An 8,519-nucleotide genomic window follows, 5' to 3' on the forward strand; every position below is an offset into this window, starting at 1 on the left:
AAGGGACCTGACTCATGGGAGCCCAGCTCCGGGTCTACAAGCGTCGCATCCGATCCGTTACCGCGACCAAGAAGATCACCAAGGCGATGGAGATGATCGCCGCCTCGCGCATCGTCAAGGCGCAGCGCCGGGTGGCGGCCTCCATGCCGTACGCGACCGAGCTCACCCGTGCGGTGACCGCGGTGGCGACGGGGTCCAACACCAAGCACCCGCTCACCACGGGGGCCGAGGCCCCGGTGCGCGCGGCCGTGCTGCTGCTCACGAGCGACCGTGGTCTGGCCGGCGGCTACTCGTCCAACGCCATCAAGGCGGCGGACCGGCTGACGGAGCGGCTGCGCAGCGAGGGCAAGGAGGTCGACCACTACATCGTCGGCCGCAAGGGTGTCGCCTACTTCGGCTTCCGTGAGCGCAAGGTCGCGGACAGCTGGACCGGCTTCACCGACAGCCCGACCTACGCGAATGCCAAGGCCGTGGCCGCACCGCTCATCGAGGCCATCTCCCAGGAGACGGCCGAGGGCGGCGTGGACGAGCTGCACATCGTCTTCACGGAGTTCGTGTCGATGATGACGCAGAACCCGGTGGACGACCGGATGCTGCCGCTCAGCCTTGAGAAGGCGCAGGAGGAGACGGCGGGCAAGGGCGAGGTTCTGCCCCTGTTCGACTTCGAGCCGTCGGCGGAGGACGTCCTCGACGCCCTGCTGCCGCGCTACGTCGAGAGCCGCGTGTACAACGCGCTGCTGCAGGCCGCTGCTTCCGAGCACGCAGCCCGCCGCCGTGCGATGAAGTCGGCGACCGACAACGCCGGTGAGCTCATCACGAACCTCACCCGGCTTGCCAACGCGGCCCGCCAGGCCGAAATCACCCAGGAAATCAGCGAGATCGTCGGTGGCTCCGCAGCCCTGGCCGACGCGAACGCGGGGAGTGACAAGTAAGTGACGACGTCTATCGATAACGCAGTGGCGGCCGCCACCGGCCGCATCGCGCGGGTCATCGGCCCGGTCGTCGACGTGGAGTTCCCCGTCGACGCGATGCCGGAGATCTACAACGCGCTGACCGTCCAGGTTGCCGACCCGGCCGAGGAGGGCGCGCTCAAGACGCTGACCCTCGAGGTCGCGCAGCACCTCGGTGACGGCGTGGTCCGCGCCATCTCCATGCAGCCCACCGACGGCCTGGTCCGCCAGTCCGTGGTGACCGACACGGGTGCGGGCATCACCGTCCCCGTCGGTGACTTCACCAAGGGCAAGGTGTTCAACACCCTCGGTGAGGTGCTGAACGAGCCCGAGGCCAACGGCACGGAGTCCGAGCGCTGGGCGATCCACCGCACGGCCCCGAAGTTCGAGGACCTCGAGTCGAAGACCGAGATGTTCGAGACGGGCCTCAAGGTCGTCGACCTCCTCACCCCGTACGTCAAGGGTGGAAAGATCGGTCTGTTCGGTGGTGCCGGTGTCGGCAAGACCGTTCTGATCCAGGAAATGATCATGCGTGTGGCGAAGCTGCACGAGGGTGTTTCCGTCTTCGCCGGCGTGGGTGAGCGCACCCGTGAGGGCAACGACCTCATCGCCGAGATGGAGGAGTCCGGCGTTCTCGACAAGACCGCGCTGGTCTTCGGCCAGATGGACGAGCCCCCGGGCACCCGTCTGCGCGTCGCCCTGGCCGGTCTGACCATGGCGGAGTACTTCCGCGATGTGCAGAAGCAGGACGTGCTGTTCTTCATCGACAACATCTTCCGCTTCACGCAGGCCGGTTCCGAGGTCTCGACCCTGCTCGGCCGCATGCCCTCCGCGGTGGGTTACCAGCCGAACCTGGCCGACGAGATGGGTCTCCTCCAGGAGCGCATCACCTCGACCCGTGGCCACTCGATCACCTCGATGCAGGCGATCTACGTCCCCGCCGACGACCTCACCGACCCGGCGCCGGCGACCACCTTCGCCCACCTCGACGCGACGACGGTTCTCTCCCGTCCGATCTCCGAGAAGGGCATCTACCCGGCCGTGGACCCGCTGGACTCCTCGTCCCGCATCCTCGACCCGCGGTACATCGCGAAGGACCACTACGCGGCCGCGACCCGCGTCAAGGGGATCCTGCAGAAGTACAAGGACCTCCAGGACATCATCGCGATCCTCGGTATCGACGAGCTGGGCGAGGAGGACAAGCTCGTTGTCCACCGTGCCCGCCGTGTCGAGCGCTTCCTGTCCCAGAACACCCACGCGGCGAAGCAGTTCACCGGTGTGGACGGTTCGGACGTTCCGCTCGACGAGTCGATCGCCGCGTTCAACGCGATCTGCGACGGTGAGTTCGACCACTTCCCGGAGCAGGCCTTCTTCATGTGCGGTGGCCTTGAGGACCTGAAGAAGAACGCCAAGGAGCTGGGCGTCTCCTGACCCGGGGCGCTCCTGCGAGCGCCTTCGGTTCGAAGGTTCCCTCCCGGTCACGGCCGGGAGGGGACACCTGAGAGGGGCGGGTGTGTCCCGTCCCTCTCCCCACGCCCATTAGAATTTGACCCAACACCCGGCTGACCCGCCGGGTGGTGACCCGAGGAGCCACCTTGGCTGCTGAGCTGCACGTCGAGCTGGTCGCGGCGGACCGGAGTGTCTGGTCCGGTGCGGCCACCCTGGTCGTCGCCCGCACCACGTCCGGCGACATCGGCGTCATGCCCGGTCACCAGCCGCTTCTCGGTGTGCTGGAATCGGGCCCGGTGACCATCCGTACCAGCGAGGGCGGCACTGTCGTCGCCGCGGTGCACGGCGGATTCATCTCGTACGCGGACAACAAGCTGTCCATGCTGGCCGAGATCGCCGAGCTCGCGGACGAGATTGACGTCCAGCGGGCGGAGCGGGCACTGGAGCGCGCGAAGGCGGAGGCCGACGCGGCCGCCGAGCGTCGCGCGGATGTCCGGCTGCGCGCGGTCTCGGGGCGCTGAGCCCCGTACCGAACAGGTTTGAGACCTCAGCCGCGGTCCGTTCCGGAATTTTCCGGGACGGGTCGCGGCTGAGGCGATGTACGTCCCTTTTTCACGTGCGGTATGTCGATGAGCGAGGAGGTCGGTGAAGATGCTCCTCGCTCTGCTTGTGAGCGGCCTGGTCGTAGCCCTGGTGGTGATCGGCCTGTTCGTCTTCGGGCTGCGCCGCAGACTGATCCAGCGCTCCGGCGGCACCTTCGACTGTTCCCTGCGCTGGGGTGTGGCCGACAAGCCGGACCTGTCCGGCAAGGGCTGGGTGTACGGGGTCGCCCGCTACAGCGGCGACCGCATCGACTGGTTCCGTGTCTTCTCGTACTCGCCGCGGCCCCGCCGGCTGCTGCAGCGCGACTCCATCGAGGTCGTCTCGCGCCGGGCTCCCGAGGGCGAGGAGGAGCTGGCGCTGCTGTCCGACGCCGTCGTGCTCGGCTGTACCCATCAGGGGACCCGCCTGGAGCTGGCGATGAGCGAGGACGCGCTGACCGGGTTCCTGGCCTGGCTGGAGGCAGCGCCTCCGGGACAACGGGTGAATGTCGCCTAAAAATTCCTTGCCCGTTGGGTGGGGGTCCCCCCGGACGAAGTCTGGGGGAGGGTGAATGTCGCCTAAAAATTCCTTGCCCGTTGGGTGGGGGTCCCCCCGGACGAAGTCTGGGGGAGGGTGAATGTCGCCTGAGGGCGGCCCTTCGGCGTACGGACGTACGGACGTGACGTGAGGAAGCCGGGGAGACAGGGGGCGGACCCTGTCTCCCCGGCTTCGTCGTTCACCGGCTCACTGCGCGGGGGTCACCGCAGGCCGGCGTGGACGGCGGCGGCGAGCTCGCCGTTCGCGGTGTCGCCGCTGAACTCCCAGTAGAAGGCGCCCCTGAGCCCCTGCTGCTTGGCCCAGGCCGTCTTTCCGGCGATGGTGGCGGGGGTGTCGTAGCTCCACCAGTTGCTTCCGCACGCGGCGTAGGCGGTGCCGGCGATCGTGCCGGTGGCGGGGCAGCTGTTCTTGAGCACCTTGTAGTCCTCGATGCCCTGCTCGTACGTGCCCTGCGCCGGGCCGGTGGCGGTGCCGCCGGGGGCCGCCTGGGTGACGCCGGTCCAGCCGCGGCCGTAGAAGCCGATGCCGAGGTTGAGCTTGCTGCCCGGGACGCCCTTGGCCTTGAGCTTGGCGATGGCGTCGGCGGAGTTGAAGCCGGCCTGCGGGATCCCGGCGTACGAGGTGAGCGGGGAGTGCGGGGCGGTCGGGCCCTGGGCGGCCCAGGCGCCGAAGAAGTCGTACGTCATGACGTTGTAGAAGTCCGCGTACCGGGCGGCGCCCGCGTAGTCCGCCTTGTCGATCTTGCCGCCGTCGGAGGCGTCGGCGGTGATGGCCGCGGTGACCAGGTTGTTCGGGCCGAACTTGGCCTTCATGGCCTGCATCATGTTCGTGAAGGCGGCGGCTCCCGAGGTGTCGCAGCTCAGGCCGCAGGCGTTCGGGTACTCCCAGTCCAGGTCGATGCCGTCGAAGACGTCGGCCCAGCGCGGGTCCTCGACCAGGTCGTGGCAGGACTGGGCGAAGGCGGCCGGGTTCGCCGCGGCCTGGCCGAAGCCGCCGGACCAGGTCCAGCCGCCGAAGGACCACAGGACCTTGAGGTGCGGGTACTGCGCCTTGAGCTTGCGCAGCTGGTTGAAGTTGCCGCGCAGCGGCTGGTCCCAGGTGTCGGCCTTGCCGTCGACGCTCTGGTCGGCGGTGTAGGCCTTGTCGTAATCGGCGTAGGCGTCGCCGATGGTGCATTTGCCGCCCTGGACGTTGCCGAAGGCGTAGTTGATGTGCGTGATCTTCGCGGCGGTGCCGGAGGTGACCAGGTTCTTCACGTGGTAGTTGCGCCCGTAGACGCCCCAGTTGGTGAAGTAGCCGAGCGTGACCTTGTCGCCCGGGTCGGGCGGGACCGTGCCGCCGGGGGTGGTGACGGTCAGGGTGCCGGAGGAGGGCCCGGTCTGGCCGGCGGTGTCGCGGGCGGTGACGGAGTATGTGTACGTGGTGCCCTTGGCCAGGCCGGTGTCGGCGTACGAGGTCCCGGTGACCGTCGCGATCTTCGCGGGGCCGCGGTAGACGTCGTAGTCCTTGACGCCCTTGTCGTCGGTGGCCGCGGCCCAGGACAGGCCCACCGAGGTCTCGGTGACCGGGCCGGCGGCGGGGGTGCCGGGGGCGGAGGGCGGGGTGTCGCCGGGCTGGGAGGGGCCGCCGTCGCAGGAGCCGCCGTTGACCGTGCAGCCGGCGGGGGCGCCGGGGCCGGTGCCGTTGAAGCCGAAGGTGACGCTGGCGCCGGGGGCGAGGGAGCCGTTCCAGCCGACGTTCCTGCCGGTCCAGTGGTTGCCGGAGGCGGTGACGGTGGCGTCCCAGGCCGAGGTCACCCGGGTGCCGGCGGGGAAGTCCCATTCGACGGTCCAGGCGGTGAGGGCGGTGGTGCCGGTGTTCTTGACCGTCCACTTGCCCTCGAAGCCGGATCCCCAGTCGGAGACCTTCGTGTACGTCGCCGTCGCGGACCCGGCGGCCTGGGCCGGCCCGGCCAGTGCCACCAGGCCGGCGACGGGCAGGGCGAGCGCGGCCGCGGCCGCGGCGAGCCTTCCGAACAGACGGATGCGGGGTGGGGGTGCTGTGCTCAAGGGTGCTCCTCCGTAGGTCCGTCGTGGCCGTGGGGCCGACCGCGACATGGGGGTGGGACCTGCGCCGCCCGTGAGCACGCCGGCGGGGCACGCTCACCACAGTTGCCGCGAGCGTAGAAAGGTCTGGACCAAGCGTCAAGAGGTCCAGACCTCAACGGAGTTGGGGCGCGAGCGGCGCTACCGGAGGCCCAACTCCTGCGCCAGCACGGCCGCCTGCACCCGGCTGCGCAGCCCCAGCTTCCCCAGCAGCCTGCTCACGTGCGTCTTCACCGTCGCCTCCGCCATCTCCAGCCGCACCGCGATCTCCGCGTTCGACAGCCCCTCGCCCAGGCAGCCGAGCACCTCCCGCTCCCGCCGCGTCAGCGACTCCACCGCCTCGGCCGTCTGCGGGGCCACGGCGGGCCGCACCGCGCGCGGGGCCGCGAACTCGGCGATCAGCCGCCTCGTCACCGCCGGGGCGATCAGCCCCTCGCCGCGCGCCACCGTCCGCACGCCCGCGATCAGCTCGGCCGCGTCCACGTTCTTCAGCAGGAAGCCCGCCGCCCCCGCGCGCAGCGCCCCGAACACGTACTCGTCGAGGTCGAACGTGGTCAGCACCAGGACGTCCGCGAGGCCCTCCGCCACCACCTGGCGCGTCGCCGACACCCCGTCGAGCCGCGGCATCTGCACGTCCATGAGGACGAGGTCCGGCCGCAGCTCCCGGGCCAGGCACACCGCCGCCTCGCCGTCCGCCGCCTCGCCCACGACCTCGATGTCACCCGCGCTGCGCAGGATCAGCACCAGCCCCGCCCGCACCGCGCTCTGGTCCTCGGCCACCACGACCCGGATGGTCACGCCGTCACCGCCTTCTCCTCGGCGGGCAGCACCGCCCGCACCTGCCAGACCGGGCCCTGCCGGCCCGCCGTGAACTCCCCGCCCAGCAGCTCGGTCCGCTCCCGCATGCCGACCAGCCCCGCCCCCGAGCCGGGGGCGCGCGGGCCCGGCTGCTCACCGTACGGGGACTCCACGTCCACGGTCAGCAGCCCGTCGGCACGGGCCACGCGCACCCGCACCAGGCCCGGCGCGGCGTGCTTGAGGGCGTTGGTCAGCGACTCCTGGACGATCCGGTACGCGGCCAGCTCCACCGGGGCCGGCAGCGGACCGCCGCCCGGCCGCCGGGCGTCGTCCAGGACGAACTCCAGCCCGCTCGCCTCGCCGTTGACGCGGGCCTGCTCCAGGAGGGCGTCGAGCCCGTCCAGGGAGGGGGTGGCGACCGCCTCCTGCCCGGCCCCCGCGTCCCGCAGCAGGCCGATCAGCCTGCGCATCTCGGCCAGCCCCTGCACGCTGTTCTCCCGGATCACCCCGAGGGCCTCGCGGCTGGTGGCGGGGGAGTCGATCGAGAGCGCCGCGGTGGAGTGGATGGCGATCGCCGACAGGTGGTTGGCCACCATGTCGTGCAGCTCCCTGGCCATCCGGGCGCGCTCCGCGACCACGGCCTGGGAGCGGTCCATTTCGGCCAGCAGAGCGGTCTGCTCGGCGCGCAGCCGGGCGGCGATCGCGGCCTCCCGGTGGTTGCGCAGGGTAGCGCCGGTGAGGGCCGGGCCGAAGCAGACGATGCCGGTGAGCACGCCGATCAGCAGGCCCTGGGCGGCGCCCACCAGGGCCACGGAGGCGATGGTGGTGACGACGGTGACCAGGCCGGTGCTGATCGGGAGCCGCCGGGCCATGGACGGCTTCCCGTAGACGACGGCCGCGTACATCAGGTCCGTGAAGAGGACGATGGTGGCCAGGTTGCCGACCGTGAACTGGTCGGCGGCGGTCGCCGCCATGCCGACGGGCAGGGTGACGGCGGGGGCGGTGCGCCGCAGCAGCACCAGCGGACCGATGACCAGCAGGGGGACCAGGGCCACCCAGTCGGGGAAGAAGTGCCGGCTGCCCGTGTTGTGGACACCCAGCGCCCACAGCAGCAGCCCGCCGAGCACGCCCACCACGGCGATGATCACGTCGTCGCGGTGCGGAGGCGGGATCCGGCGGTGTGCGGCGGTCGCGGAGTGGTTCACGGTCCCATCCAACACGGTGGCGGCGGGCCGGGCCTCGCCACCAGGGCGGACAACGGAGCCGGCCGCAGTACACCGAAGGATGCAGTCACGGTTCGTCACCGGTGACGACGCATCGGCGCGGGGCGGACGGGAGGCTGGAATCAGCCGTCAAGAGTCGGCGCCGAAGCCGCCGGACCGCCGGCCGGAAGGAGAGACCCGTGCTCGTCCCCCTGATCATCGCCTGTGAGGTCGGCTTCTGGGTGCTGCTGGCCGGCGGACTCGGGCTGCGCTACCTCGCGCGGATGCCCTGGCTGGGGGCGGCGGTGCTGCTGTGCGAGCCGCTGCTGGAGCTGGTGCTGCTCGTCGCCACCACCCTGGACCTGAGGAACGGCGGTGAGCCGAGCTGGCGGCACGGCCTGGCCGCCGTCTACATCGGCTACACCGTCGGCTACGGCCACTACACCGTGAAGTGGCTCGACGGGCACGCGGCGTACCGCTTCGCCGGCGGGCCGAAGCCGCCCGGCCCCGGGTACGGCAGGGCCCGCGCCGTGCACGAGTGGAAGCTGTGGCTGCGGACCCTGGCCGGCGGCGCCGTCGCCCTCGCCCTGCTGCAGGGCGCGATCTGGTACGCGGGCGGCGCGGCGGACACGTCCGCGCTCCAGGAATGCCAGTTCGCCGTGTTGCGGGCCGTCGGCATCCACGGGATCGTGGCGGCGACGTACACGCTCCGGCCCCGCAAGGCCCCGGCGGCGGCGGGCGGGGCCGCGGACCCCGGCCTGGCGAAGAGCGAGCGCTAGTTGTATTGCCTCGGGAGGTTGTGGACGGGTGATGCAGGTCTCGGCTGAGGTGTCTTGAACGGGTGAGGGCCTTCCGGGTTCGGTGTGGATTGCGACGTCTACACCGACCAGAAAGGC

8 protein-coding genes are annotated in these 8,519 nt (G+C 70.9%); 5 read left to right on the top strand and 3 right to left on the bottom strand.

Annotated elements, in window-relative coordinates; all coding sequences use genetic code 11:
• The first annotated feature begins 14 nt into the window (after window positions 1-14).
• From ACIQUT_RS25065 to ACIQUT_RS25080, 4 genes are all read left to right on the top strand, one after another.
• Window positions 15-932 (top strand): F0F1 ATP synthase subunit gamma, encoded by a 918-nt coding sequence (locus ACIQUT_RS25065; protein ID WP_403565796.1) that lies wholly within the window; start codon window positions 15-17, stop codon window positions 930-932.
• Window positions 933-2,381, top strand: coding sequence for a F0F1 ATP synthase subunit beta (gene atpD / locus ACIQUT_RS25070; protein WP_403565797.1), 1,449 nt, complete (start codon window positions 933-935; stop codon window positions 2,379-2,381). It begins immediately after the preceding gene.
• Window positions 2,382-2,545: 164 nt separating this feature from the next.
• On the top strand, window positions 2,546-2,920 hold the full coding sequence (locus ACIQUT_RS25075) for a F0F1 ATP synthase subunit epsilon (protein WP_403565799.1): 375 nt from the start codon (window positions 2,546-2,548) through the stop codon (window positions 2,918-2,920).
• 130 nt (window positions 2,921-3,050) lie between these two features.
• Entirely contained in the window at window positions 3,051-3,497 is a 447-nt protein-coding gene (locus tag ACIQUT_RS25080) for a DUF2550 domain-containing protein (RefSeq protein WP_179173568.1), read from the top strand.
• A 242-nt stretch (window positions 3,498-3,739) separates the two neighbouring features.
• Here ACIQUT_RS25080 and ACIQUT_RS25085 read toward each other — a convergent pair whose 3' ends face one another.
• The 3 genes from ACIQUT_RS25085 to ACIQUT_RS25095 form a co-directional block, all read right to left on the bottom strand.
• Window positions 3,740-5,635: a glycosyl hydrolase family 18 protein gene (locus ACIQUT_RS25085; RefSeq protein ID WP_403565801.1), complete on the bottom strand. Its 1,896-nt coding sequence runs from the start codon at window positions 5,633-5,635 to the stop codon at window positions 3,740-3,742.
• Between the two features lie 129 nt (window positions 5,636-5,764).
• The gene (locus ACIQUT_RS25090) at window positions 5,765-6,421 is read right to left on the bottom strand and encodes a response regulator (RefSeq protein WP_403565803.1); all 657 of its coding nucleotides are present in this window, start codon (window positions 6,419-6,421) and stop codon (window positions 5,765-5,767) included.
• Window positions 6,418-7,626 carry a sensor histidine kinase gene (locus tag ACIQUT_RS25095; protein WP_403565805.1) on the bottom strand — a complete coding sequence of 403 codons (1,209 nt, stop codon included), beginning with the start codon at window positions 7,624-7,626 and terminating at the stop codon, window positions 6,418-6,420. The genes ACIQUT_RS25090 and ACIQUT_RS25095 overlap by 4 nt, the downstream gene beginning before the upstream one ends.
• 197 nt (window positions 7,627-7,823) lie before the next feature.
• Between ACIQUT_RS25095 and ACIQUT_RS25100 the strand changes: the two genes are divergently transcribed.
• A complete protein-coding gene (locus ACIQUT_RS25100; RefSeq protein WP_403565806.1) occupies window positions 7,824-8,402 on the top strand; it encodes a hypothetical protein in 579 nt (192 codons plus the stop codon).
• Window positions 8,403-8,519: the final 117 nt, after the last annotated feature.

Origin of the sequence: Streptomyces sp. NPDC090445, from assembly GCF_044769385.1 — a bacterium.
In the GTDB taxonomy this organism is placed as follows: domain Bacteria; phylum Actinomycetota; class Actinomycetes; order Streptomycetales; family Streptomycetaceae; genus Streptomyces.

Coding starts and splice junctions, on each gene's coding strand:
- ACIQUT_RS25080 (WP_179173568.1), top strand. CDS start 3,051: ATGCTCCTCGCTCTGCTTGTGAGCGGCCTGGTCGTAGCCCTGGTGGTG.
- ACIQUT_RS25085 (WP_403565801.1), bottom strand. CDS start 5,635: ATGTCGCGGTCGGCCCCACGGCCACGACGGACCTACGGAGGAGCACCC.
- ACIQUT_RS25065 (WP_403565796.1), top strand. CDS start 15: ATGGGAGCCCAGCTCCGGGTCTACAAGCGTCGCATCCGATCCGTTACC.